21 protein-coding genes and 1 pseudogene are annotated in these 25,031 nt (G+C 65.0%); 10 read left to right on the plus strand and 12 right to left on the minus strand.

Annotation, left to right across the window (positions count from 1 at the left end; all coding sequences use genetic code 11):
• Window positions 1–5 precede the first annotated feature (5 nt).
• The 7 genes from QCE69_RS12600 to mpl all read right to left on the minus strand — a co-directional run bounded on the left by QCE69_RS12600 (window position 6) and on the right by mpl (window position 8,072).
• Window positions 6–983 carry a 2-dehydro-3-deoxygalactonokinase gene (locus QCE69_RS12600; RefSeq protein ID WP_309931033.1) on the minus strand — a complete coding sequence of 326 codons (978 nt, stop codon included), beginning with the start codon at window positions 981–983 and terminating at the stop codon, window positions 6–8.
• Window positions 980–1,924 carry an IclR family transcriptional regulator gene (locus tag QCE69_RS12605; RefSeq protein WP_309931035.1) on the minus strand — a complete coding sequence of 315 codons (945 nt, stop codon included), beginning with the start codon at window positions 1,922–1,924 and terminating at the stop codon, window positions 980–982. Before QCE69_RS12605 ends, QCE69_RS12600 begins: the two co-directional genes overlap by 4 nt.
• A 407-nt stretch (window positions 1,925–2,331) precedes the next feature.
• Window positions 2,332–3,093, minus strand: coding sequence for a monofunctional biosynthetic peptidoglycan transglycosylase (mtgA, locus tag QCE69_RS12610; RefSeq protein ID WP_309931037.1), 762 nt, complete (start codon window positions 3,091–3,093; stop codon window positions 2,332–2,334).
• On the minus strand, window positions 3,093–3,935 hold the full coding sequence (aroE, locus tag QCE69_RS12615; RefSeq protein WP_309931039.1) for a shikimate dehydrogenase: 843 nt from the start codon (window positions 3,933–3,935) through the stop codon (window positions 3,093–3,095). The genes mtgA and aroE overlap by 1 nt, the downstream gene beginning before the upstream one ends.
• A complete protein-coding gene (locus tag QCE69_RS12620) occupies window positions 3,932–5,992 on the minus strand; it encodes an RNB domain-containing ribonuclease (protein WP_309931040.1) in 2,061 nt (686 codons plus the stop codon). Before QCE69_RS12620 ends, aroE begins: the two co-directional genes overlap by 4 nt.
• A gap of 89 nt (window positions 5,993–6,081) precedes the next feature.
• Window positions 6,082–6,681 (minus strand): YqiA/YcfP family alpha/beta fold hydrolase, encoded by a 600-nt coding sequence (locus QCE69_RS12625; protein ID WP_309918496.1) that lies wholly within the window; start codon window positions 6,679–6,681, stop codon window positions 6,082–6,084.
• A complete protein-coding gene (mpl, locus tag QCE69_RS12630) occupies window positions 6,678–8,072 on the minus strand; it encodes a UDP-N-acetylmuramate:L-alanyl-gamma-D-glutamyl-meso-diaminopimelate ligase (protein ID WP_309931041.1) in 1,395 nt (464 codons plus the stop codon). Before mpl ends, QCE69_RS12625 begins: the two co-directional genes overlap by 4 nt.
• 188 nt (window positions 8,073–8,260) lie before the next feature.
• Between mpl and QCE69_RS12635 the strand changes: the two genes are divergently transcribed.
• From QCE69_RS12635 to QCE69_RS12675, 9 genes are all read left to right on the plus strand, one after another.
• A complete protein-coding gene (locus QCE69_RS12635; RefSeq protein WP_309918501.1) occupies window positions 8,261–8,908 on the plus strand; it encodes a UDP-N-acetylmuramate--alanine ligase in 648 nt (215 codons plus the stop codon).
• A 17-nt stretch (window positions 8,909–8,925) separates the two neighbouring features.
• The gene (locus tag QCE69_RS12640; RefSeq protein WP_309918502.1) at window positions 8,926–9,480 is read left to right on the plus strand and encodes a TlpA disulfide reductase family protein; all 555 of its coding nucleotides are present in this window, start codon (window positions 8,926–8,928) and stop codon (window positions 9,478–9,480) included.
• A 393-nt stretch (window positions 9,481–9,873) separates the two neighbouring features.
• Window positions 9,874–10,347, plus strand: a complete 474-nt coding sequence (gene accB / locus QCE69_RS12645; RefSeq protein ID WP_309918504.1) for an acetyl-CoA carboxylase biotin carboxyl carrier protein — start codon at window positions 9,874–9,876, stop codon at window positions 10,345–10,347.
• A gap of 236 nt (window positions 10,348–10,583) precedes the next feature.
• The gene (accC, locus tag QCE69_RS12650; protein WP_309918506.1) at window positions 10,584–11,951 is read left to right on the plus strand and encodes an acetyl-CoA carboxylase biotin carboxylase subunit; all 1,368 of its coding nucleotides are present in this window, start codon (window positions 10,584–10,586) and stop codon (window positions 11,949–11,951) included.
• Window positions 11,952–11,985: 34 nt separating this feature from the next.
• Window positions 11,986–12,888 (plus strand): 50S ribosomal protein L11 methyltransferase, encoded by a 903-nt coding sequence (prmA, locus tag QCE69_RS12655; RefSeq protein WP_309931044.1) that lies wholly within the window; start codon window positions 11,986–11,988, stop codon window positions 12,886–12,888.
• A gap of 50 nt (window positions 12,889–12,938) precedes the next feature.
• Window positions 12,939–14,279, plus strand: a complete 1,341-nt coding sequence (locus tag QCE69_RS12660) for a DUF3426 domain-containing protein (protein ID WP_309931045.1) — start codon at window positions 12,939–12,941, stop codon at window positions 14,277–14,279.
• Between the two features lie 117 nt (window positions 14,280–14,396).
• On the plus strand, window positions 14,397–14,897 hold the full coding sequence (gene tpx, locus QCE69_RS12665) for a thiol peroxidase (RefSeq protein ID WP_309809870.1): 501 nt from the start codon (window positions 14,397–14,399) through the stop codon (window positions 14,895–14,897).
• A 122-nt stretch (window positions 14,898–15,019) separates the two neighbouring features.
• Window positions 15,020–15,958 carry a carbohydrate kinase family protein gene (locus tag QCE69_RS12670; RefSeq protein WP_309931046.1) on the plus strand — a complete coding sequence of 313 codons (939 nt, stop codon included), beginning with the start codon at window positions 15,020–15,022 and terminating at the stop codon, window positions 15,956–15,958.
• A gap of 18 nt (window positions 15,959–15,976) precedes the next feature.
• Window positions 15,977–16,456: a hypothetical protein gene (locus QCE69_RS12675; RefSeq protein ID WP_309809876.1), complete on the plus strand. Its 480-nt coding sequence runs from the start codon at window positions 15,977–15,979 to the stop codon at window positions 16,454–16,456.
• Between the two features lie 244 nt (window positions 16,457–16,700).
• On the opposite strand, the gene QCE69_RS12680 is transcribed toward QCE69_RS12675, so the two are convergent.
• From QCE69_RS12680 to QCE69_RS12695, 4 genes and pseudogenes are all read right to left on the minus strand, one after another.
• Window positions 16,701–17,375, minus strand: coding sequence for a histone H1-like DNA-binding protein (locus QCE69_RS12680; RefSeq protein ID WP_309931047.1), 675 nt, complete (start codon window positions 17,373–17,375; stop codon window positions 16,701–16,703).
• Between the two features lie 30 nt (window positions 17,376–17,405).
• Window positions 17,406–17,739, minus strand: a pseudogene (locus QCE69_RS12685) (hypothetical protein).
• Window positions 17,740–17,843: 104 nt separating this feature from the next.
• The gene (locus QCE69_RS12690) at window positions 17,844–19,097 is read right to left on the minus strand and encodes a ribonucleotide-diphosphate reductase subunit beta (protein WP_309809883.1); all 1,254 of its coding nucleotides are present in this window, start codon (window positions 19,095–19,097) and stop codon (window positions 17,844–17,846) included.
• Window positions 19,098–19,863: 766 nt separating this feature from the next.
• Window positions 19,864–20,082: a DUF3820 family protein gene (locus tag QCE69_RS12695; protein WP_309811677.1), complete on the minus strand. Its 219-nt coding sequence runs from the start codon at window positions 20,080–20,082 to the stop codon at window positions 19,864–19,866.
• 121 nt (window positions 20,083–20,203) lie between these two features.
• On the opposite strand from QCE69_RS12695, the gene QCE69_RS12700 reads away from it, so the two are divergent.
• Window positions 20,204–21,601 carry an MFS transporter gene (locus QCE69_RS12700; protein ID WP_309931049.1) on the plus strand — a complete coding sequence of 466 codons (1,398 nt, stop codon included), beginning with the start codon at window positions 20,204–20,206 and terminating at the stop codon, window positions 21,599–21,601.
• 278 nt (window positions 21,602–21,879) lie between these two features.
• Here QCE69_RS12700 and QCE69_RS12705 read toward each other — a convergent pair whose 3' ends face one another.
• On the minus strand, window positions 21,880–24,915 hold the full coding sequence (locus QCE69_RS12705) for a ribonucleoside-diphosphate reductase subunit alpha (protein WP_309918522.1): 3,036 nt from the start codon (window positions 24,913–24,915) through the stop codon (window positions 21,880–21,882).
• Window positions 24,916–25,031: the final 116 nt, after the last annotated feature.

Below are 25,031 nucleotides of genomic sequence, written 5' to 3' on the forward strand. Positions count from 1 at the left end.
CCATCTCAGGCCGCGCACGACGGCGCGGACACCAGCCCGGCCTGCGCGGCAATTCGGTAAAGGCCGTGCTCGGTGGCGTGCGCGACCGTTCGTGCCTCGTGGCAACCGTAGCGCGCCAGTGCGGCGCGATACCGGTCGCACAGCGCGTCGTTGCCGATCAGGCGCAATGTCTTGCCCGCCAGCGCGCCCTGTTCGCGCACCAGCACTTCGTTGAGGCCGCGCAGCTCGTGTCCGATCAGCAAGCCGGACAGATAGTCCGACTGCTGTTCCGCCGTCAACTGGCCGGTGAGGCCGAGCGTGCGCGTGCTGAAGATCGTCGCGAGCACGCCCGGATGACCGGCGTCGCGCGCCGTATCGACGCCGCGCAGGAACGCCGCTTCGTCGTGCGTCGCGCTCGGATGCATGGTGCGGCCGAGGATCGTGTGGTCGCGCAGTGCGCCGAAGGTCTCGCCGGTCATGAAGGTATAGAAACGCTCGATGCGGTCCTGCCCGACGAACGCCCATTTGGCGTGCGTGCCCGGCAGGCCGATCAGCGCGCCGCCGGCGGCGCCCAGCGACGGTTCGCTCGCCAGCGCGCCGAAGATCTGGGTTTCCTCGCCGCGCATCACGTTGGGCAGCGTGCCGCGTTCGAGCACGCCGGGCACGACATGCAGCGCGACGCCGCGCGCCGTCTGCACCGTCACGATGCCGCCGACGAGCGCATCCGCGCCGGCCGGTGTTTCGACGTAAGGCGCCTCGACCCAGCCTTGCGCGCTGCCGACCATGCCCGCCGCGATCACCGGCAGCTTCGGATGCGCATCGAGCCACGCGCCGCAGGTGTCCTCGAAGGCCTGATCGAAGCCGCCTTCGGGCAGTTTCATGATGCCCGCCGACGAGGCGCGCGTGTCGAGCGCGCCGGCATCGCCGCCGAGCAGATAAGCGCGCAGCGAGGTCGTGCCCCAGTCGAGCGCGATGAGTGCGGGTCCGGACGCGGTTGCGCTCATCGCTTGATCCTGCGCGACGGCTGCGGCGCGCGCCAGCCGAGTTCCTCGGAGATCGCGCGCGCCTCGCGCTGCACGACCGGAATCAGTTCTTCCATGCGTTCGTGCGGCATGTACGGAATCGTGCTCGCCACCGACAGGGCCGCGACAATCGACCCGGACGCGTCCCGCACCGGCGCCGCGACGCAGCGGATCGACGCTTCGTTCTCTTCGAGATCGAAGGTGAAGCCGCCTTGCGCATAGCGCGTCATGCGTTGCAGGAAGGTGTCGAAGTCGGGGCGGTTGTCGGGCTTGAAGCTGGTTTTCGCCAGCACGCGATGCGACGCGTCGAGCAGCCGCTTCCACGCGTTCGCTTCGAGGTCGAGCATCATCGCCTTGCCGATCCCCGTCGATGCCAGCGGCATGCGGTGCCCGACGCGCGAACGCATTTCCAGCCCGCGCGTGCCCGGAATCTTGTCGATGTAGAGGACGTCGTCGCCGTCGCGCACGCCGAGGTGAATGGTGTCGTGCGTATGGTCGGCGAGCGCCTGGAGATGCGGACGCGCGACCGCGGTCAGCGGCATCTGTTCCAGCGCGATCGTGCCCAGTTCGATCAGCTTCGGCCCGAGCAGATAGCCGCCCTGCACCTGGCGCAGATAGCGCGCCTGCACCAGCGAACTCACCAGCCGGTGCGTCGTGCTGCGCGTGGTGCCGAGCGCGGCGCCGAACGAGCGCAGATCGCGCGCGCCGTTGGCGGCAGCTTCTAGGATCGCGAGGCCGCGCAGCAGAGTTTGCGTACCGGCCTGCTGCGGCGTGATGTCGACGAGCGCGCTCGGCAGCGCGATCGCGTCCGGATCGGGCGCGTGGCGCGCGGCGCCGCTGCCGTTGCGTTTCAGGTCCGGAGCGCTCGCGGGAACGGCTTGCACGTCGGCGGCGTCGGTTTCGGGATTCTGGAACTGAGTCATGGCGCGGATCTCCTGTCGAATCACGAAGCGCGGCGAGCGGCGAATGACGGCGTCATCGCGTGCAACGCCGAAACCGCATGGCCCGACCAGGAAGTGTGCGCTGCCTGCTTGCCGGACGAAGGTGTCCGGTGCGAAGGTGCCCGCGAACGCGGGCAGGCGATCGATTGCATGACGTGTCTCCGTTGTTCTTGTCGCGTGCCGGGCGCCGCTTGGGCGGTCGATCCGGCGGCACGCGAAGTGCCGTTTGCCAGCTTTGGTCGGATTGTAGTTCTGCCCGTTTGATTTATTCAATATGTGATCGATCGACTCACATAATGGGAGTTCAGTGTGTGACGGGCCGCTTTTCAAAAACAAAAAAGCCCTTATGAATCAGGGCTTTATCGTGTTTATCGAGCTTCAGCTAAAACTCATTGCGGCAGTTCTGCGGCGCCCATCCGGCGTGCGATCACGCCTGCTCGCTGGGACAGATACGGCGCGTTGCGATGGTCGTCGAAATACTTCGGGCGCGGCAGCATGACGGCAAGCCGGGCGCTCTGCCAGGCGGTGAGCTTCGCCGCCGAGGTCTTGTAATAGTGCTGGGCCGCCGCTTCCGCGCCGTACACGCCGTTGCCCCACTCGACCGAATTCAGATAGATCTCGAAGATGCGTTCCTTGTCCATCCAGAATTCGAGCATCCAGGTGATGACCAGCTCCTGCGCCTTGCGCACATAACTCTTCTCACGCGACAACAACAGGTTGCGGGCCAGCTGCTGCGAGATGGTCGAACCGCCCGCGACGATCTTGCCGCGCGTCTTGTTCTTCTCCCACGCCTGCAGGATGGCGTCGGTTTCGTAGCCGTTGTTGTTGACGAAGTTGGCGTCCTCGGACGCGATGATCGCGCGCTTCAGATTGCGCGAAATCTGGTCGTAGGGAACCCAGGTGCGCTGCAGCGTCACGCCCGGATGCGTTTTGGCGAGCGTCCATGCGTCGCTGCGCATGAAGGCTGTCGGTCCGGGATTCACCACCGTCCAGATGCCGACCTGCGCGAAGAACCAGACTTGCGTGGCGAAGAATGCGATACCCAGCACCGAGACGCCGTAGGCAATCCAGCGCGCCGGCCCGAGCCGCACCTCGCGGCGGCTCCGGGTGCTGCCCGATGGCGTACGGCCGCCGACCGGCGCGGTGGTCATCAGGCTTTCGCGGCCAGCGACTGGCGCAGCTCGCGCAGCACCGCGCCGCCGTCGGGACGCACGCCCCGCCAGACGAAGAACGATTCGGCGGCCTGCTCGACCAGCATGCCGAGCCCGTCCGCCGCGCGCGCGCCGAGCTGCGACGCGTGCTGCATGAAGACGGTGGGCTGCGCGCCGTACATCATGTCGTAGGCCAGCGTGGCCGTGCCGAAGGCGCTGTCGTCGCACTCGGGCAGCGCGGCATCGAGACTGCCGGCCGTCGCGTTGACGATCACGTCATAGGCGCCGCCCTCGACACTCGCCGCGCCGCCGCCCGAGAAGCGCACGCCGCAATCGGCCGCATTCTGCGCGAACTGGTCGACGAGCTGATGCGCCTTCGACGCCGTGCGATTGACGATGGTGAGCGCAGCCGGCGCGCGTTCGAAGATCGGCAGCACGACGCCGCGCGCCGCGCCGCCCGCGCCGAGCAGCAGGATGCGCGCGCCCTTCAGGCTCACGCCGAGATTCACTTCGATGTCGCGCACGAGCCCGACGCCGTCGGTGTTGTCGCCGCGCACGCCATCGGGCCCGAACGCCAGCGTGTTCACCGCGCCCGCCGCGGCGGCGCGCGGCGACAGCGAATCGGCCAGCGCGTGCGCTTCGAGCTTGAACGGCACCGTGACGTTCAGGCCACGCCCGCCTGACGCGATGAAGCGCCGCACTTCAGGTTCGAAGCCGCCGAGCGGCCCGAGCATGCGGCCGTATTCGACCGGCTCGCCCGTCTGCACGGCAAACCGTGCGTGGATCCACGGCGACTTGCTGTGCTCGACCGGATTGCCGATCACCGCGTAACGATCTTTCATGATCCGCTCGGCTCCGAGGGTTGCGGCGCATCGTCAGGGGCAACCGGCGGTTCCGTCGACGCCTCCGCCGCCGCCTCCGCCTCGCTTTGCGCCGAGAGATCGTCGGCTTCGATGATCTCTTCTTCGGCCTCGTCTTCCTCGGCCGGTGCGCTGACGGACGGCGCATCGATCACGTGCAGCAGGCGGCACGACGCCTCGACCGTCAGCTCATCGGTCGAGACGACTTCCAGCATCACGCGCGTGCCGCGCGCATGCACGCCGAGGCCCGGCACGTGCAGCATCAGCGGAATTTCTTCGAGACGCACGAGATCGTCCTTGATCACCGACGCCGGCACCTGCTTTTTATTCTCCTGCCTGAGCCAGCGCAGGCACCAGAAATACTCCATGCGGCGCTGATGATCCGCGTAGGCGCTGTAGGTGTCGTCGAAACCCTGCACGACAGCGAACAGATCCGCGTCCTTCGGCTTGAACGGCGCGGCCAGCTTGGCCATCACGCCGTGCTGCACGCAGGCGAGCAGCTGCCATTGATTGACGAGGTCGACATAGCGGCGCAGCGGCGACGTGCTCCACGCATATTGCGCGACGCCCAGCCCTTCGTGCGGCGCGGGCGTCGTCTGCATGCGCGTGCGCTTCGGACCAGGACCGCCGAAGCCGCGCTGCGAACGGTAGATGCCCGGCACGCCGTGGTCGTTGAGAAACGCGCCCCACGACGAATTCGCGAGAATCGCCAGTTCCGCGACGATCAGGTCGAGCGGCGAACCCCGGCGGCGCGGCGTGATCGTGATGTGCTCGCCGTCGACATAAAAGTTGAAGTCGTTGTTGCGCTGCACTTCACGACGCAGGCCATAGCCGGCGCGCGCTTCCTGGCGCTTCTCGAACAGCGCCTGCGCGAGCGGCCACAGCACCGCGATATCGTCCTTGTGCGGATACTCGCCCGTACCGGCGGCGAGACTTTCCTCGGTGACGTGCTCATCGAGATGGTTGTGGCGCAGGTTGCTCTTCACGAACACGCGCTCGGCGCGCGTCTCGGTGGCGACGATCTCCTGCGTCTCGCGATTCACGATGATGTACAGCGACAGCGCCGGGCGCAGCCCGCCCTCGCCGAGCGTGAAGACCTCGACGACGTTGTCCGGCAGCATCGTGATCTTGTCGCCCGGCATGTAGACGGTGGACAGGCGCCCGCGCGCGATCGCGTCGATGGCGTCGTCGCGCGTAATGCCGAGCGCCGGCGCCGCGATGTGGATGCCCACGCGCACGCGGCCATCGGCGAGATGTTCAACGGAGAAGGCATCGTCGATTTCAGTCGTGGTGACGTCGTCGATGGAGAACGCCTGGACGTTCGCTTCCGGCAGATCCTCGGGCAGCGGCGCCGGCTGCACCGCCGGAAAGCCGATGCCATGCGGGAAGTGCTCCGACAGGAAACGCGCCTCGTGCAGCGCGCGCGGCGACGCGATGCCGCCGCATTCGAGCATCAGCCGCGCCTGCGAAATGCCGCGCGCGGCGGCGGCCGCCTCAAGCGCCTTGTACTCACTGGAATTCTTGTCCGGCTTCGTCAGGAGCCCGATGGCCTTGCCCTTCAGCGCGTCGGGCAGTTTGCCGGCCTTGAGTTCCTCTTCCCAGCCCTGCTGCACGAGCGCCTGCTGCCGCTTGCGCTCGAGCGAGGCGAGTGCCATCTGCAACTGCTCCTGCGGCGCGCGCTGATACTGGCCGCGCCCCTTGCGGCGGAAGTAGACCGGCGAGCCGTGCATCCGCAGCACGAGCGCGGCGCGTTCGGCGGGACCGAACTTGTCGCCGAAATAATCCGCGCCGAGCGTGGCGAACGGAAATTCCTCGTCGGGCGCGCATTCCCACAGGAAATCGAGATCGATCTCCTGCGCGATCGCGTCGGCCTCCTGCATCAGGTCGCCGGCGGCGGGCTTGTCGAATTCGATCAGCACGTCCTTCGCCCGCACCTTGGCGCGGCGTCCGCCCGGCAACTCGACCTGGAACGCGTCGCCCTGCTTGGACAGCACCGATCCGGCCTTGAAACTACCCGATTCCTCGAAGAAAACGTTCACTCAATACTCTCGTCAGACAGTGGACCGGAACGCAGACCGATTAGGTTTTGCCCGCGCGCCGGTGGTTGAATGGGTTCGACCGCCCGGATTCACGCCGCGGCGGGCGTGACCAGCGGCGGCGGCGCCTGATCGCAGAACGCGAGCACGTCGGCGAGATGCGCCGGAAAGTCGCTGATCGCATGATCGCCGCCCTGAATCAGCGTGGTGCGCACGCCGGGATAGTGGTCGAGCATCGTACGGTAATCGAGCACTTCGTCGCCCGTCGCCGCGATCAGGAAATAGCGTTCGGGCCGCGTGATCCGGTCGACCGCGAGCGCGCGCAGTTCGTCGAGATGACGCGGCAGCACGGTGATGCTGCCGCCACCGTGCCACAGCGGCTGTTCGCCGAGGAAATGGCTCAGGTCGCGCTGCGGCACGACGGCCGGATTCAGCAGCACGGCGCGCCAGCCATGTTTCTCCGCGAGATACGTAGCGTAGTAGCCGCCGAGCGAACTGCCGACCACCGTCACGTCACGAGCCGCTTCGTCCGCCACGAGCGACTCCGCCAGTTCGACGGCATCGGACGGTGAGACCGGCAGCGTCGGGCACCGCCATTCGCCGAGCCGCCCGAGTTCCGCGAGGCGCGCATGCATGACGCGCGCCTTGAAGGACTGGGGAGACGAACGAAAGCCGTGCAGGTAGAGAATCACGCCCGTCCTCCGGCGCCGCGCGCCGAAAGCGCGTCGAGCAATTTCTGATGGACGCCGCCGAAGCCGCCGTTGCTCATGACGAGCACGTGGTCACCGGGACGCGCGGCGGCCGCGACCGCCTTCACCAACGGTTCGATTTCGTTGAACGCCCGCGCCTTGTCGCCGAGCGGCGCGAGCGCGTCGGCCAGATCCCAGCCGAGCTTGTCGCGGCCTTCGCGTGCGCCGTAGCCGAATACCAGGTCTGCACCGGCGAGGCTGGCGGGAAGTTGCGCCTTCATCGTGCCGAGCTTCATCGTGTTGGAACGCGGTTCGAGCACGGCCAGGATGCGCGACTCGCCGATGCGCGTGCGCAGTCCGGCGACGGTCGTGTCGATGGCGGTGGGATGATGCGCGAAGTCGTCGTACACGGTGACGCCGTCGACGCTGCCCTTCACTTCCATGCGCCGCTTGACGTTGCGGAAGCTGCCGAGCGACTTCACGGACTGCGCCGCCGGCACGCCCACCGAGCGCGCCGCCGCGATAGCCGCGAGCGCATTCATGCGGTTGTGCTCGCCCTGCACCTGCCAGTCGACCACGCCCTGACGCTCGCCTTCCCAATACACGGCGAACTGCTCGTCGACGGCCACGCCGTCTTCAGCGGGCAACGCCTCCCAGCCGCCTTGCACGCCGAAGCGCTCCACGCCCGACCAGCAGCCGCGCGTCAACACGCGTTCGAGCGCCGCTTCGCGCCCGTTCGTCACGATGCGCCCAATCCTGGGCACGGTCCGCACGAGATGATGGAATTGCGTTTCGATGGCGGCGAGATCCGGGAAGATGTCGGCGTGATCGAACTCGAGGTTGTTGAGCACGGCGGTACGCGGACGGTAATGGACGAACTTCGAGCGCTTGTCGAAGAACGCCGTGTCGTATTCGTCCGCTTCGATGACGAAGAAGCTCGAATCGGTCAAGCGCGCCGAAATGCCGAAGTTGAGCGGCACGCCGCCGATCAGGAAGCCCGGGTTCATGCCCGCGTCTTCCAGCAGCCAGGCGAGCATCGAGCTCGTGGTGGTCTTGCCGTGCGTGCCGGCCACCGCCAGTACCCACTTGCCGTTCAGCACATGCTCGCCGAGCCATTGCGGGCCGGACGTGTACGGCAGTCCGCGATCGAGGATGGCCTCCATCAGCGGATTGCCGCGCGTCACCACGTTGCCGATCACGAACAGGTCCGGCTCCAGCGCCAGCTGCTCGACCCCATATCCCTCGATCAACTCGATGCCCTGCGCTTCGAGCTGCGTGCTCATCGGCGGATAGACGCCCGCGTCGCAGCCGGTGACCTTGTGGCCCGCTTCGCGCGCCAGGACGGCGAGTCCGCCCATGAAGGTGCCGCAGATGCCGAGGATGTGGATATGCATAAAGCGTGTCGCGCCGCGCGGGCGATTCAGTGCGGAAAACAGGGAATGGCGCCTGGTTCGAGGCCCTTGCGGGAGCGCGCCGGAGAGAGGCTATTGTAACCGAGCGAACTCCGCCGCCCGGCGTCCGCGGCGGTGGTGTTCGCAGCCGGCCAAAATGGCTGCCTGCTGTTATCTAGTATCATTTCGGCATGGTTCGCAAATCACATTTCGATCCGCAGCGCGTGCGCGAGGAAATCGCGATCGCCGCCGCGAGAATGATCGCCGAAGACGGTCTCGACTACGCCACCGCCAAGCGCAAGGCCGCGAAGCAGGTGGTCGGCGAGACGAAGATCGGCGGCGAATTCCTGCCTGATAACGACCAGATCGAAGAGGAAATCCGCGAGTACCAGGCGATTTTCCAGAGCGACAGTCAGCCGGCGGTGCTGCGCCGCATGCGTGAAACCGCGCTCGACTGGATGGAGCGGCTCAAGCCCTTCGATCCCTATCTGACCGGCGCGGTGCTGAACGGCACGGCAGGCGAACATTCGGATGTCCATCTGCAATGCTTCTGCGACAACCCGAAGGAAGTCGCCATCTACCTGCTGAACAACAACGTGCAATACGACGTTTCGGAGACGCGGCATTTTGCCGGGCGCGGCTACGTCGAGACGCTCAGCTTCCTGCAGCGCACGCCGGGCGAGGAACCGGTCGGCGTGCACATCGCGCTGTATGATCCGGACGACCTGCGCGGCGCCGTGCGCGCGGACGGCCGCGGGCGGCTCGCGCGCGCCAATGCCGCCACGGTCCGCTCGCTGCTCGATTCTCCCGATGCGCCGCCGCTCGAAATCGGCGGCTGACACTTTTCCGGACGCTCATGAACACCACACGCATTCTCGCGGCCCTCGTCGTCGCGGTCGCCGCAACGGCCGGCGGCTTGTACGCGAGTCACGTTTTCCACGGCAATGACAGCGAAGCCGCGACACCTGCCAACAGCAGCGCGAGCGCCGGCAGCCCCGTCGAACAACTCTGGAAGACGGCGCCGCCGGGCGCGGCGGGCACGTCGCAACCCTTGTCGGCATTCAAGGGCAAGCCGGTGGTCGTCAACTTCTGGGCCTCGTGGTGCGGGCCGTGCGTCAAGGAAATGCCGGAACTGTCCGCGCTTCAGCGCGAGTACGAGAAGAAGGGCATCACCTTCATCGGCCTGGGCGTCGACAGCGAAAAGAACGTCAACGACTTCCTCAAGAAAGTTCCGGTGGCCTATCCGGTCTATGTCACCGGTTTTGGCGGCGCTGATCTGGCGCGCAGCTTCGGCAACAGTGCCGGCGCTCTGCCTTTTACCGTCGTGATCGATGCAAAAGGCACCGTTCGTTCAACAAAATTAGGCGAAGTGGACAGCGCTGAACTTAAACGCACTCTCGACAGCCTGTAAAATTTGACTCTATGCTGCGCGCGGGTTGCATTAAGTAAGCCGCGAGTTAGGGTACATTACGGCGATCTTGAGCCAAATTCGAGATGAACCGTTGGCGCACGCGGTAATTTGTCCCGCGCCGGAGAGTTGGCCCAAACGGTAAAACTAGACAAAATTCTCTAAACGGCGCTAAAGTGCGCCCAATTCCGCACAACCCGAAGCGACCATGACGACTCTGCCGGTGCCGCGCGCTTACCTCGACGTCAGAGCCATCATGCACGTTCCCTTCGGGCAGGCGCGCCGGAACTGCGACGCCGCTGTTGCACCGGCTCGCGGCTGAAGCAGTCAGAGCACCCACAAATCAAGTCAAGCACCGGGCAGCCCGGTCTCCAAGTATTGAAAGGGGATTTTTCGATGGACCTTCGTAAACTCAAAACGCTGATCGACCTCGTCTCGGAATCCGGCATCTCGGAGCTGGAAGTGACGGAAGGCGAAGGCAAGGTTCGCATCGTCAAGAATGCCGCGCCCGTGTACATGCAGGCGCCGCAACAGTACGCGCCGCAAGCGCCGATGCAGTCGGGCCAGCACATGGGTGCGGTCAGCGAAGCCGGCGCCCCGGTTGCCGCCGGCGCACCGGCCGCAGCCGTGCAGGGCCACGTCGTGACCTCGCCGATGGTCGGTTCGTTCTACCGCGCACCCTCGCCGGGCGCAGACCCGTTCGTGCAGGTCGGCGATACGGTGAAGGAAGGCCAGACGCTGTGCATCATCGAAGCCATGAAGCTCCTGAACGAGATCGAGTCCGACAAGGCCGGCGTCGTGAAGGAAATCCTCGTCGAGAACGGCCAGGCGGTGGAATACGGCCAGCCGCTCTTCGTCATCGGCGACTGACGCGCCGCCGCGCCGGATGCGCCGCTTTTTCGTCGAACGCAGCCTGAACGCGCGCACTTTGCCCATGCCGTCGCCATTGCTGTCCGGCATTGCGTCCAGCGCGCAGACTCGCTCGCGAACCCGCTTGCGAACCCGCTTGCGAACCCGTTCGCAGACCTCGTTCGCCCGAGCCGCGCGCGCCGCCGATTGGATCCCCGAGGGCCGCTCGCGCGTGCCCGTTGATGAGCCGACCCACCATGTTTGAAAAAATTCTTATTGCGAACCGCGGCGAAATCGCGCTTCGCATCCAGCGCGCGTGCCGCGAGCTGGGCGTCAAAACCGTTGTCGTCTATTCCGAAGCCGACAAGGAAGCCAAGTACGTCAAGCTCGCCGACGAAGCCGTGTGCATCGGACCGGCGCCGTCGAATCTCTCCTACCTGAACATGCCTGCGCTCATCAGCGCGGCGGAAGTCACCGACGCCGAAGCGATCCACCCCGGCTACGGCTTCCTGTCGGAGAACGCGGATTTTGCCGAGCGCGTCGAGCAGTCGGGCTTCACCTTCATTGGCCCGCGCCCGGAAACGATCCGCATGATGGGCGACAAGGTCACGGCGAAGCAGACCATGATCAAGACCGGCGTGCCGTGCGTGCCGGGTTCGGAAGGCGCATTGCCGGACGATCCGCGCGAAATCGTGAAGATTGCCCGCGTCATCGGCTATCCGGTGATCATCAAGGCGGCCGGCGGCGGCGGCGGACGCGGCATGCGCGTGGTGCATACCGAAGCGGCGCTGGTCAACGCCGTCAACATGACGCGCGAGGAAGCCGGCCGGGCCTTCGGTAATCCGCAGGTCTACATGGAGAAATTCCTCGAGAACCCGCGGCACATCGAGATCCAGGTGCTGTCGGATTCGTTCCGCAACGCCATCTGGCTGGGCGAGCGCGACTGCTCGATGCAGCGCCGTCACCAGAAGGTGATCGAGGAAGCGCCGGCGCCGGGCATCGCGCGGCGTCTGATCGAACGCATCGGCGACCGCTGCGCCGACGCCTGCAAGAAGATGGGCTATCTCGGCGCGGGTACCTTCGAGTTCCTTTACGAGAACAACGAGTTCTACTTCATCGAGATGAACACGCGCGTGCAGGTCGAGCATCCGGTGACGGAGCTCATCACGGGCGTCGACATCGTGCAGGAGCAGATCCGCATCGCCGCGGGCGAAAAGCTCACGATCCGCCAGAAGGACATCCAGTTCCGCGGTCATGCGATCGAATGCCGGATCAACGCGGAAGATCCCTTCAAGTTCACGCCGTCGCCGGGACGCATCACGTCGTGGCATACGGCGGGCGGCCCCGGCATCCGCGTCGACTCGCACGCCTACGCGAACTACTTCGTGCCGCCGAACTACGATTCGATGATCGGCAAGCTCATCGCCTACGGCGCGACCCGCGAGCAAGCCATCAACCGCATGCGCATCGCGCTGTCGGAGATGGTCGTGGAAGGCATCCAGACCAACATCCCGCTGCATCGCGAGATGATGATCGACGCGAAGTTCGTCGAGGGCGGCACGAGCATCCATTACCTCGAGAACAAGCTCGCCGCGCGTCAGGCGGCCGTGGCCGAAGAATCCTGAAGCCCGCAGCAAGAAAACCCGCAAGAGAGTCAGCATGAGTTATCGGGAACTGATCGCCGAACTGGACCGCGAGCACGCGGAAGCGCTGTCGGATGCGCTGCTCGACGTGGGCGCGCTGTCGGTTTCCGTCGAGGACGCCGACGCCGACACGCCCGACGAACAGCCGCTCTTCGGCGAGCCCGGTCTCGTGCCGGAAAAGAGTGCGTGGAAGCGTTCGCGCGTGGTGGCGCTGCTCGCCGAGGACGCCGAACCCGCCGTGTTGCTGGCGGCGGCCGCGAATGAAATCGGGCTGGACGCGACGCCGTCGTTCAGCGTGCGCGATGTCGCCGAGCAGGACTGGGTGCGATTGACGCAGGCGCAGTTCGATCCGATCTCCATCGGCGAGCGCATCTGGGTCGTGCCGTCGTGGCACGACGCACCGGACCCGGACGCGCTCGTGCTCGAACTCGATCCGGGTCTCGCGTTCGGCACCGGCAGCCATCCGACCACGCGCCTGTGCATGGAATGGCTCGAGCAATCGGTCAAGCCCGGACAGTCATTGCTCGACTACGGCTGCGGCTCCGGCATCCTCGCCATTCTTGCGAAGAAATGCGGCGCGGATCCGGTCACCGGCATCGATATCGATCCGCAGGCTGTCGAGTCCGCCCGCCACAACAGCGAGCGCAACCACGCGGCCGTGGCCTACGGCCTGCCCGATGAATGTCCGTCCGGCGAATTCGATATCGTCGTCGCGAACATTCTTTCGAACCCGCTCAAGCTGATGGCGTCGATGCTCTCGTCGAAGGTCAAGCCGGGCGGCTGGATCGCGTTGTCGGGCGTGCTCGCGCGCCAGGCCGACGAGGTTGCGGCGGCCTATGCGAAGTGGATCGACATCGGCGTCTGGCGCGAGCACGAAGGGTGGGTATGTCTGGCCGGAACGCGGCGCGAAAGTCATTAAAATAGCGCCATCGTCCACGAACCGGCCGCAAGGCCAACGGCACTTCTTATATGGCGCTGGCAACCCGCTGCCCCCACTGCGAAACCGTCTTCAAGCTCGACCCTCACCTGCTCGCGCCGCATGACGGCCGCGTGCGCTGCGGCCACTGCCAGGAAGTCTTCGACGCCGCGCATCATCGCTTCGAACTGCCCGACGAAACCGCCGCGTCCGCCATTCCGCAGCACGCCGCGATCATCGACGACGACGCCGCGATCGGCCCGTCCACGCACACGGCTCCCGCCGACCCGTCGCCCGTAGCGGACGCGCCGCCGAAGCCGCGGCCGTTCACGCCGCCGCCTGCCGCACCTGCTGCACCTGCTGCACCCGTTTCAGCGCCGGAGGAAGACGAAGACCGCACGGCCTACGCACACGCTCCGGCGTCGCCACAAACGCCGTCACCGGCGCCGCAAGACGACGCCACGCAGACCGCATCGAGCGACGCCGCCAACGAACCGTCCGCCGAACCGCAAACGCCGCCGCGCGTGAAGCAGTTCGTTCGCGCGGGCGCGCCGCAGACGCGGCCCGATGCGCCGTTTGCTTCGCCGGTCGAACCGCCTCCGCCGCCGTTCAGGCCGGCCTCTTCGTCGTTCGATCCGGTCGACGATCGCGCCGAGCCGTTCATTGGTCCGGTGGACAAGGCGCCGGAGACGCCGCCTCAGCGTCCCGCGCCGGAACCCGCCTCAACCCCGGCCGCGCCCGCCTGGGCCGACGATCCCGAACCGGGCTTCGGCGAAAGGCGCGCCGGCAATGCGCGCGCGGCCAGCGCCAACGAAGCCTTTCCCGCGATGCGCGAAACGATGCATGACCCCATGCGCGACGCGTCCCGCCCGCATGCGGCCGAGCCCGAAGGCGGCACGCGCAGCAGGACAAAGAGCAAGGGCGGCCGTATCGCCGGGATCGTGCTGGCGGTGCTGCTGGTGCTGCTGCTCGTCGCGCAGCTTGCCTGGTGGCAGCGCGAGACCGTCATGGTGAGCGTGCCCGGCGCGCATGCCATTTACGCCGATGTCTGCGATCAGCTCGGCTGCAAGGTTTCGCCGCCGCGCGATATCGACGGACTCCAGATCGAAAGCTCGGGACTGCGCCAGGTGGACGGCCCGCACAAGCTCGAACTAAAACTCTCGCTGCGCAACCGGATGGATGTCGCGCTCGCCTATCCCGCGCTCGAACTCACGCTGCTCGACGACAAGAACAATGTCGCCATCCGCCGCGTGCTCTGGCCGCAGGATTACGCGCGACCGGGTACGATATTCGCCATCGGCCTTCCGCCGCAGAGCGCGCAGCCGGTCGTCGTCCGGCTCGATACCGGCGACGCCGTCGCCGCGAACTACCGGGTTCAGGTCTTTTATCCGTAATGGCGGGCCGGCGCGCGAGCGTCCGGCCCCCTGTTCCACATGACGCGCGTCACGGCCTTCGCGGTTCGTGCACGCGCGGTTTTCCCGTCAGCATCTGACAATTCTCTGGAGCGCAACATGAGTCAAGTTACCCTCGGCGGCAATCCCATCGACGTAGGCGGCACGTTCCCGGGCAAGGGCCAGCCGGCCAGCGAGTTCACGCTCGTCGGTACGGATCTCGGCGACGTCAAGCTCGCCAGTTTCGCCGGCAAGCGCAAAGTGCTGAACATCGTGCCGAGCCTGGACACGCCGACCTGCGCCACCTCCACGCGCAAGTTCAACGAAGCCGCCAGCAAGCTGGACAACACGGTGGTCGTGGTGGTGTCGGGCGACCTGCCCTTCGCGATGAAGCGCTTCTGCACGACCGAAGGGCTCGAGAACGTCGTGTCGGCATCGACGTTCCGTGGCCACGAGTTCGCGCAGTCCTACGGCGTCGACATCACGAGCGGCCCGCTGCGCGGCCTGACGGCGCGCGCGGTCGTCGTGCTCGACGAAAACAACACGGTGCTGCATTCGCAACTCGTCCCTGAGATCAAGGACGAGCCGAACTACGACGCCGCACTCGCCGCACTGAAGTAACGCTGAAACGCGGGCCGCACTGAGCGGCCCGCGCGCATGCGAGGCGCGATGCCAGGTGCCGTCGCGCCCCGCATGCGCATGCGCTTTCCCTCTTCCGGCTTCCAACAATAAGGACGTTCGCCTTGGCTACGCTCATCTGCGGCTCGCTCGCCTACGACAACATCATGACCTTCCAGGGCCGCTTCGGCGACCATATCCTGCCGGACCAGGTGCACATGCTGAACATCAGCTTCCTGGTCCCGACGATGCGCCGCAACTTCGGCGGCTGCGCGGGCAACATTGCGTACGCGCTGAAGCTGCTGGGCGGCGACGCGAAGATCATGGCCACGCTCGGCGAAGCGGATGCGCAGCTGTATATCGACCGGCTCGACGCGCTCGGTTTGTCGAAGGAATACGTGCGCGTGTTGCCCGACCAGCATTCGGCGCAATGCTTCATCACCACCGACCTCGCGAACAACCAGATCACCGCGTTCCATCCGGGCGCGATGATGGAATCGCACCTCAACCGCACCGAGGAAGCACGCGGCGTCTCGCTCGGCATCGTCGCCCCGGACGGGGCACAAGGTATGCGGGAGCATGCCGAAGGGTTTGCCAAAGCGGGCGTGCCGTTCGTCTTCGATCCGGGTCAGGGATTGCCTATCCTTGAAGGTGTAGAGCTTTGTCGCATGATTGAACTTGCCACCTACGTGGCGGTCAACGATTACGAAGCCAAGCTCTTGAGCAACAAGACGGGATGGTCAATTAAAGACATCAGGAGCCGCGTCAAGGCGCTCGTGATTACGCGCGGCGAACACGGCGCGCAGATCCATCACGCGGACGGCGTGCTCGAGGTGCCGGCGGTGCAGGCACGGCAAGTGGTGGATCCCACCGGTTGCGGCGACGCGTTCCGCGGCGGCTTGCTCTACGGCATCGAGAATGCGCTTGGCTGGGAAAAGACCGGGCGCCTGGCAAGCCTGATGGGCGCGCTGAAGATCGAGCATCAGGGGCCGCAGACTTACGCGCCCACGCGCGCCGAGATTGAAGAACGCTATCAGCAGGCTTTTGGAAGCAGCCTGTCGTAACTGATTTGGAGCAAGGGTATGAAAACGGTAAGTCGTGTCGTGCTGGCGGCGGCGCTCATCGGCTCAGTAGCGATGACCGGCTGTGCCTATAACAGCAGTTCGCCGGACGTCTACACGTCCTCGCAGGCGCAGCGCGAGGAGACGGTCCGCATGGCCACCGTCGAAAGCGTGCGGGGCGTGAAGATCAGCTCGAACAACGGCCAGCCGAGCGGCCTGGGCGCCATCGGTGGCGGCGCGCTGGGCGGCGTCGCGGCGGCGAGCGCGATCGGCGGCGGCAACGGTTCGATCATCGCGGGCATCATCGGCGGCCTGGCGGGCGCAGTCGCGGGCAACGCGGTGGAGAACAACGTGGCCACGAAGAACGGCCTCGAGATCACCGTGCGCCTCGACAACGGCGACCTCCGCGCCATCACGCAGACCGCCAACGGCGAAGTCTTCCAGGCAGGCGAGCGGGTGCGCCTGCTGTCGAGCGGTGGCGTGACGCGCGTGACGCACTGAACGTCCAAAACACTTCAACAGGACTGACCGGGCGCATGCATCGAACGATGCATGCGCTTTTTCTTTGCCCGCGCACAGCGAGCTTGCCGATGCGACTGGCTTGGCGCAATCACGCCTGCGCGTTCCCGCCATACGAATGAAAAACCCGCCGCCGGGTTGCCCCGGACGGCGGGTTCAGTCCGGGTAGCATTACCCGGACTCAAGGCACATCGCAATGTGCCGGTTTGCTGCCTGCTACGCGAACTTACGGACGGCTGCCCGTCGGGAACGGCCATGCTGCTGCCGGGTTCAACGCCGTCTTGACCGCTGCGGCCGGAGCCGGAGCAGGCGCCGAAACGGTCGTTGCCGTCGTGGCAGGAGCGGCAGCCGTGGTCTTCTTCGCAGCAGCGGCTTTCTTGGCCGGAGCTTTTTTCGCAGGGGCCTTTTTCGCAGCGGGTGCAGCAGCAGGCGCAGGGGCTGCGGTCTTCGCAGCAGCCTTTTTCGCGGGAGCCTTTTTCGCAGCGGCCTTCTTCGCTGCGGCCTTCTTCGCCGGCGCCTTCTTCGCGGCAGCCTTCTTCGCAGGCGCCTTCTTGGCGGCTACTTTCTTGGCTGCGACCTTCTTCGCTGCGGCCTTTTTCGCGGGCGCCTTCTTGGCTGCGACCTTCTTCGCTGCAACCTTCTTCGCCGCGGCCTTCTTCGCCGGCGCCTTCTTGGCTGCGACCTTCTTCGCTGCAACCTTCTTCGCCGCGACCTTCTTCGTTGCAACCTTCTTCGCCGCTACTTTCTTGGTTGCGACTTTCTTGGCTGCGACTTTCTTTGCCGCGACCTTCTTCACAGCGACCTTCTTGGCTGCGACCTTCTTCGCCGGAGCGGCCTTCTTGGCGGTGACTTTCTTTGCTGCAGCCTTTTTAACGGCGGTTTTTTTCTTGGCAAGTGCCATGGTTTACTCCTTCAGGTTTTCAGATGAGAGTCAGTTCAAACAACACCCTTCGTCAAAACCCGCTTCCCACGTGTCGCCTTTCTCGACAGCGCACGCTACGAAGCGGATTATTCATCGGCGTACGCTGATCCCACCTGCTTACGCTAATGAATACGGCAAGGCGCGCCGTGCCCCGAGGCACCGCGCGCCAAATTGAGTCAGCACCACGTCTTCGTGGCGCCGGCCATCGCTTGATCGAGCCAGCGGGCCTGCCGCTGGCATATTCCGGGGGGAAGTTTGCCCATCCCTTTGCAGGGAATGCACAACGCCTGTCTTCTGTTCGAGCCGATAATCGGCGCGTTGAATTGCTAGGCGCACATTGCATCAGGCGACCGTTCTCCTAAACCTTGTTGGTCCGGGCGCGCGTGAGCGACACGCTGCTGCCCGGCCATCCCATCGATTTCGTCTGCAACACGTCCTGGATTTTTATTATTCCCAGGTCAGCGCGCCGCCGGTTTGATACTCAATCACGCGTGTCTCGAAGAAGTTGCGTTCCTTCTTCAAGTCGATCATCTCGCTCATCCACGGGAACGGGTTTTCCTCGTTCGGGAAGAGCGGGTCCAGTCCGATCTGCTGGCAACGCCGGTTGCAGATGAACCGCAGGTAGCTTTTGAACATCGACGCATTCAGGCCGAGCACCCCGCGCGGCATGGTGTCTTCCGCGTAGCGATATTCAAGTTCCACCGCCTGCTTGAAGAGCTCGCGGATCTCGGCCTTGAATTCGGCGGTCCACAGTTGCGGCTCTTCCAGCTTGATCTGGTTGATGAGGTCGATGCCGAAGTTGCAGTGCATCGACTCGTCGCGAAGGATGTACTGATACTGCTCCGCCGCGCCCGTCATCTTGTTCTGGCGACCCAGCGCCAGAATCTGCGTGAAGCCCACATAGAAGAACAGTCCTTCCATGATGCAGGCGAACACGATCAACGACTTCAGCAATTTCTGGTCCGCTTCCAGCGTGCCGGTCGTGAAGGCCGGATCGGTCAGCGTCTGGATGAACGGAATGAGGAACTCGTCCTTGTCTCGGATCGACTTCACTTCGTGATACGCGTTGAAGATCTCGCTTTCGTCGAGGCCCAGCGATTCGACGATGTACTGGTACGCGTGCGTGTGGATCGCCTCTTCGAATGCCTGGCGCAGCAGGAACTGGCGGCACTCCGGAGCGGTGATGTGACGGTACGTGCCCAGCACGATGTTGTTCGCTGCGAGCGAATCCGCGGTTACGAAGAATCCGAGATTGCGCTTGACGATGCGGCGCTCGTCGTCCGACAGACCGTTCGGGTCTTTCCACAGGGCGATGTCGCGCGACATGTTCACTTCCTGCGGCATCCAGTGGTTCGCGCAGCCGGCGAGATACTTTTCCCACGCCCACTTGTACTTGAACGGCACGAGCTGGTTGACGTCGGTCTGGCCGTTGATGATGCGCTTGTCGGCGACATTGACGCGGGCCTCGCTCTGCGCGGCGATGGCGCCGGCGGAAGGCGTGGCGGCTGCGGGCGGAACGAAGCCATCGGAGAAGATGTTGGTCGTGTTCGCTTGCGCAGCTTGATGAGTGGCTTGATGAGCATGCGCAACTTGCGTTGCAGCTTGCGTACCGAAAGTCGTGCCTTGAGCGTTACGCAACGCGTTCGGTTGCGGAGCGCTCGAGGGAGCTACGGCAGTGGTCTCGTCATCCCAGTTGAGCATAAATTCTCACCATCAATTTAGATCGGTTTGTACCATCTTTTTCTGAGCGTTAAAAGAGTTTGCTCATGAAAAATCTCGTTTTCTTGCGATTTGGATTCCACGTTGCTACTTGCAAACAACACTCGACAGAGCGTGATGTGTTTGAAGCCTGATGCGATATCCGTTCAAACGTGTGTGAAGCGATCCTGATCGAGTGACTTCGACGACCTCGCGAGGTCAGTGCAGCGTGCTTCATGCAGCTTGTCTCGCTGCCTTGAGAGCCTCGCCGTACAAGGCTTTGCGGCTTGGGTACTCAACACGGCAGTGTCATGCGGACCGTTGTGCCGCGAGCATCGCGTCATGCAGCGCGCCCGATGATCGATGCAGCGAAGCGTCGCTCGCTTCATGCATCGACGATGTCGCTCGACGACACTCGATGCGAAACGAAAGATGCGTGAAGAGCGACTGCTTGCGAGGTGCCCGAACGATGACTCGCATCACGTGTTCTTGCCACTCACTCGCGCGCTTCGATGACCTCCGTTGCGCGTCATCGCACACCCTTCGCTCCACACCTTCGCTTCGCTCGAAACACGCTCGCGGCAGCCTGCTCATATGCCCTGCAAGACCGCTTGAAGACCGCTTCAAGACCGCTCGCGCGCTTCGGATTCGTTGCCGAAGTTTAGCATTCGATGCCTCGCTTTTCCACAATATCTTGTGCTTGCAAAATCCTTCAACACAACCTATAGCGCGTTAACACCACGACCCGAAACCCCGCGAAACCGTGCTGTCAGGCCTTCCCGCCACGCAAGGGATCGAGCAGCGAGCGCAGGTTGTTGTGGTCGATCTCATGCATCAACGCGAGCAGCCTGCCGAGCTTGCCCTCTGGAAAACCCTCACGCGCGAACCATGCGAGATAGTGCGCGGGCAGATCGGCGATGACGCGATCCTTGTACTTGCCATACGGCATCTTCATCGTGATGAGTCGTTGCAGGTCTTCCGGTTCCATCTGTCCTCACGCATTGAGCAATGTTCTTCGCGCCACGTTGCGCACAGCAATCCTTCAGCGACTGCTCCATATCGGTGCCATAATCGCCGCTCTCGCTGCCAAGAGTTGATCGCGATTCGCCATGCCGCTTGCCGTCAAAGCTTTCGTTGCCCCTCTCATCGTCGCGTGTGCGATGTTCATGGAAAGCGTCGACGCCAACGTCATCGTCACCGCGATCCCCGAGATGGCTCGCGCCTTCGGCCGCGATCCCGTCACGCTCAAGGTTGCCGTCACGAGCTACGTGCTCGGCCTCGGCGTCTTCATCCCGATCTGCGGCTGGGTCGCCGACCGCTTCGGCGCGCGAGTCGTGTTCCGCACCGCCATCGGCATCTTCGTCGTGGGCTCGCTGCTGTGCGCGGCGTCCACCTCGCTCGGACCGTTCACGGTGGCGCGCTTCATCCAGGGCGTAGGCGGCGCGATGATGGTTCCGGTCGGCCGCATCATCATCTTCCGTTCGGTGCGCCGTTCCGAGTTCATCCGCGCGATGAACTACCTCTCGCTGCCCGCCATGCTCGGGCCCGCCATCGGACCGCTGCTCGGCGGCTTCATCACGACCTACCTGCACTGGCGCCTGATCTTCTTCATCAACATCCCGATCGGCATCCTCGGCATCTGGCTCACGAATCGTCATATCGCCAACTCGCGCGAGGAGCATCCGGGACGGCTCGACTGGTTCGGCTTCTTCCTCTCGGGAAGCGCCGGCGTGCTGCTGCTGCTCGGGCTCTCGCTCGTCGGCGGCGAACTGATTCCGCAAGGCATCGCCTGGGCGATGTGCGCCGCCGGCGCGCTGCTGGTCGTGCTGTACTGCATCCACGCGCGCCGCGCCGACAAACCGCTGCTCGACCTGCGCTTCTTCCGCGTGCCGACCTTCCAGGCCAGCGTGCTAGGCGGCTCGATGTTCCGCATCGGTCTCGGCGCCGTGCCGTTCCTGCTGCCGCTCGCGTTGCAGGAAGGCCTCGGCATGACCGCGTTCAAGTCCGGCGCGATCACCTGCGCGTCGGCGTTCGGCGGCATGTTCATGCGCTCGCTCGCCTCGCGCGTGCTGCATCGCTTCGGCTTCCGGCAGACGCTGTTCTATAACGCGGCGCTGTCGGGCATCGCGATTGCGGCATGCGGTGCGTTCTTCCCCGGCACGCCCGCGTGGGTGATCTGGGCAGTCGTGCTGCTCGGCGGCTTCTTCCCCGCGTTGCAGTTCACGAGCCTCAACTCGCTCGCCTACGCGGAGATCGAGACGCGCGACGTCGGCCGTGCGACCAGCCTCGCGAGCTTCGTGCAGCAGGTGTCGCTGGGCCTCGGCGTGACGGTCGCGGGCATCACGCTGGAGTTGTCGCAGTATCTGAACGGCCATGCCACCGTGCAGTGGTCCGATTTCTGGCCGGCGTTCCTCGTCGTCGGTCTGTTCTCGTTCTTCTCGATGCCGATCACCGCGCGCCTCGCGCACGATGCGGGTACCGAGATCTCGCGGGGTACGCGCGGCTGAGCGTTCGGGAGTTCGACCGGGCGGCGTTTGCCTGCATGGTGCTCGTCGGCGTGGCGTTGAGCTTTGCGTCGTCTGGCTCCTTCGGCTGCGTGCCTTGAGCCGTTGCGGTTCGCCTGCCTGGCCTGCTTCGCTTTCGCCCTCACGCCCTTCGCCGTCACACCCTTCACAACCGTCCCACCGCGCCCGCGACAATCCAGCCCGCACCGCAAAACAAACGGGCCGGCACCGGAGCGAAACGCTGCTCCGATGCCGGCCCGCCCGACCGGCTTAACCTGCGCTTACTGGCAGGCTTCGCACTCGTCGAAGCCCGGATCGCCCGGACGCATCATGCACACGGGACCATCCGCTTCCGGGGCCGTCTCGACCGCCTGCGCGCTCGCTGCCGCCGCGTTGAAGCCGCCGTTGCCCGCCGCCGATGCACCATTCGCACCGCCATTCACGCCGCCGCCGAAGCCGCCGTTCGCACCCGAGGCACCATGGCCGCCGTTGCCGCCGTTGCCCGACGGCACCGCGTTCAGCGCGCCGTGCGCGACCGTCGATTTCTCGACGTGCGTCGCCGCCATCGTGCGGAGGTAGTACGTGGTCTTGAGGCCGCGAAGCCACGCGAGCTTGTAGACCTCGTCGAGCTTCTTGCCTGACGCGCCTGCCATGTAGATGTTGAGCGACTGCGCCTGGTCGATCCACTTCTGACGACGCGACGCCGCCTCGACCAGCCATTTCGGATCGACTTCGAAGGCCGTTGCGTAGATCGCGCGCAGGTCAGCCGGAACGCGGTCGATGCGCGACAGCGTGCCGTCGAAGTACTTCAGATCCGACACCATCACTTCGTCCCACAGGCCGCGCGTCTTCAGGTCGCGGACGAGGTAGTCGTTCACCACCGTGAATTCGCCCGACAGGTTCGACTTCACGTACAGATTCTGGAAGGTCGGCTCGATGCACGCCGACACGCCGATGATGTTCGAAATGGTCGCCGTCGGCGCAATCGCCACGCAGTTGGAGTTGCGCATGCCGTGGGTGGAAATGCGCGAGCGCAGTTCCGGCCAGTCCATCGATTCCGACGCATCCACTTCCACGTAGCCGCCACGCGCTTCGGCCAGCAGCTTCAGCGAATCCTGCGGGAGGATGCCGCGATCCCACAGCGAGCCGCGATACGTCGCGTAACGGCCGCGCTCTTCCGCCAGCTCTGTCGACGCGTAGTAGGCGTAGTAGCAGACGGCTTCCATCGAGCGATCGGCGAACTCCACGGCTTCGTCCGACGCGTACGGCGTGCGCAGCAGGTGCAGGCAGTCCTGGAAGCCCATGATGCCCATGCCGACCGGACGATGCTTCAGGTTCGAGTTACGCGCCTTCGGCACCGCGTAGTAGTTGATGTCGATCACGTTGTCGAGCATGCGCATCGCGACGCTGATGGTGCGCTTGAGTTTCGCCTGATCGAGCGCGTAGCTGCCGTCGGCCTGCTTGACCATGTGCGCGACGAGGTTCACCGAGCCCAGGTTGCAGACGGCGATTTCCGTGTCGCTGGTGTTCAGCGTGATTTCCGTGCACAGGTTCGACGAATGCACGACGCCGACGTGCTGTTGCGGCGAGCGCACATTGCACGGATCCTTGAACGTGATCCACGGATGGCCGGTCTCGAACAGCATGCCCAGCATCTTGCGCCACAGTTGCGCCGCCGGAATCTTCTTGAACAGCTTGAGTTCGCCGCGCGCGGCTTTCTCTTCGTAAGCCGTGTACGCCTTCTCGAAGTCCGCGCCGAACAGGTCATGCAGGTCCGGGCAGGTGGACGGCGAGAAAAGCGTCCAGTCGCCGCCTTCCATGACCCGCTTCATGAACAGGTCGGGAATCCAGTTCGCCGTGTTCATGTCGTGCGTGCGGCGGCGGTCGTCGCCGGTGTTCTTGCGCAGCTCGAGGAATTCCTCGATGTCCAGGTGCCACGTCTCCAGGTACGCGCACACCGCGCCCTTACGCTTGCCGCCCTGGTTCACGGCCACGGCCGTGTCGTTCACCACCTTGAGGAACGGCACGACGCCCTGCGACTTGCCGTTCGTGCCCTTGATGTGCGAACCGAGCGCGCGCACGCGCGTCCAGTCGTTGCCCAGGCCGCCCGCGAACTTCGAGAGCAGCGCGTTTTCCTTGAGCGCCTCGTAGATGCCGTCGAGGTCGTCGGCGACCGTCGTCAGGTAGCACGACGACAGCTGCGAGCGGTGCGTGCCCGAGTTGAACAGCGTGGGCGTGGACGACATGAAGTCGAACGACGACAGCACGTTGTAGAACTCGATGGCGCGCGCTTCGCGGTCGATTTCGTTGAGCGACAGGCCCATCGCGACGCGCATGAAGAATGCCTGCGGCAGTTCGATGCGCGTGCCTTCGACGTGCAGGAAGTAGCGGTCGTACAGCGTCTGCAGGCCGAGGTAGCCGAACTGCAGGTCGCGGTTCTGGTCGAGCGCGGCGCCGAGGCGCTTCAGGTCGAACTGTTGCAGCTTGTCGTCCAGCAGCCCGGCTTCGATGCCGCGCTTGATGAACTGCGGGAAGTATTCGGCGTAACGCTCGCCCATGTCGGCCTGCGTCACTTCCTCTTGAAGAATTTCGCGGCGGATCGTGTGCAGCAGGATGCGGGCGGTGACCTGGCTGTAGGCCGGGTCCTTCTCGATCATCGTGCGCGCGGCGAGGATCGCGGAGTCGTAGACCTGCGACATCGGCACGCCGTCGTACAGGTTCTTCACCGTTTCCGCGAGGATCGGGTCGGCCGACACGGCGTCGCCCAGGTTCGCGCATGCGGAGGCGATCAGCGCCTTCAGTGCGTCGAGGTCCAGCGGGCGCGTGACGCCGTTGTCGGTCACGTTGATGACGCCGCCTTCATGCGACTGCGCGTTGGGGTTCGCCGAACGTTCCTGCGAACGCTGTTGCGTGCGCTTCTCGCGATACAGCACGTAGGCACGCGCGACGTTGTGCTCGCCGCCGCGCATCAGCGCGAGTTCGACCTGATCCTGGATGTCTTCGATATGGAACGTGCCGCCGTGCGGACGGCTGCGCACGAGCGCGCGCACGACCGCCTGGGTCAGTTGCTCGACGAGCTCGCGCACGCGCGCGGAGGCGGCGCCCTGGCCGCCGTTCACGGCGATGAACGCCTTGGTCACCGCGATCGCGATCTTCGACGGCTCGAACGACACCACGCTTCCGTTGCGACGAATGACCTTATAGTCGGCGAACGTCGTGTTCGGCGCGAGCGCCTGGGCGCTCACGGGCTGCGCGCCGCCCATCGGCTGGGTGGAGGCGCCTTCGAAGGAAGTCGTGGCGGTGTCGGTGGTTTGCATGTGCAAAACTCCTGGTGTTCGAATGGTGCGGATGGTCCGCGGATTTATCACTTATGCCGCGCGTGCGTCATGAGTCGTCATGCGGCGCGCGGTGTTTTGGCGGTAAAGCCGGGCTG

It is taken from the genome of Caballeronia sp. LZ032 (assembly GCF_031451315.1).
Classification (GTDB): Bacteria; Pseudomonadota; Gammaproteobacteria; order Burkholderiales; family Burkholderiaceae; genus Caballeronia.